This window comes from Candidatus Darwinibacter acetoxidans (genome assembly GCF_041936445.1).
GTDB lineage: Bacteria > Bacillota > Limnochordia > Darwinibacteriales > Darwinibacteriaceae > DTU010.
Genome location: NZ_JBHGXH010000302.1, coordinates 1 through 1,001 on the forward strand (window position 1 = coordinate 1; position 1,001 = coordinate 1,001).

Below are 1,001 nucleotides of genomic sequence, written 5' to 3' on the forward strand. Positions count from 1 at the left end.
CTGGTCCATGATGTTGATCCAGGAGCGGGGAGAGATTTCGCGGGCGATAAATTTCATTAACTCCGCGGTACCGGCCGCATTTCCGGGCATAACCAGGTGGCGAATAAGCAGCCCTTTAAAGGCTACCCCCCTCTTATCCACCGCCAGGTCCCCCACCTGGCGGTGCATTTCCTTGAGCGCTTCCCGGGCAATACGGGGATAATCGGATATGCGGGAGTACTTCCGGGCTATTGTTTCATCGGCATACTTGAAGTCCGGCATGTAAATATCGACAATGCCGTCGAGCAGGCGGAGAGCTTCAACCCTTTCGTAGCCGCTGCAATTGTAGACCAGGGGCAGCCGCAAGCCTTCTCCGGCAGCCGCTGACAGGGCTTCCACGAACTGCGGCAGATAATGGGTGGGGGTAACGAGGTTGATGTTCTCACACCCTCTTGCTTGCAGTTCAAGCATGATCCCCGCCAGCTCCGCAGTGGTGACGGCGTATTTTAGCTTCCCCCTGCTGATTTCATAGTTCTGGCAGAAAACGCAGCGCAGGCTGCAGAAAGCAAAAAATATGGTCCCAGAGCCTCCCCGGCCAACGAGAGGGGCTTCTTCTCCAAAGTGTGGGCTAAAACTGGAGATTTCGGCATCTTTACCGGCGCCGCACTCGCCGCGTTCACCGGAAATCCTGGAGGCGCCGCATTCCCTGGGGCATAGCTTGCAGGGCTCGAGCATATCGCTGAGAAGAGAAGCGCGGCGGGCCAGTTCTCCCGTTTTAAGAAGTTCCCGGTATCTTATGGTCGTGTCTCCTTATAAATTGTTTATTCATGTCGAAATATATTCTCTCCATGAGAAAGCTATTCACCATTGCCTGACTGCCACCCTGCTATTTCTTGCTTCTCTCTTCTGGCTTCTGGTTTTCCTGTATGGCATGCCCGGCACTAACACTTCAGGCGGGGCGGGCATGAAAGCCCGCCCCTACACATAAAACCCGGTTTTATAGGTTTTGCCAGTAGGCTCGC

1 protein-coding gene is annotated in these 1,001 nt (G+C 54.7%); it reads right to left on the reverse strand.

The window, feature by feature from the left end; all coding sequences use genetic code 11:
* Positions 1-714 (reverse strand): radical SAM protein (locus ACE4YL_RS12550; RefSeq protein ID WP_461369679.1); only part of this gene is annotated, 714 nt, incomplete at its 3' end.
* Between the last annotated feature and the right edge of the window lie 287 nt (positions 715-1,001).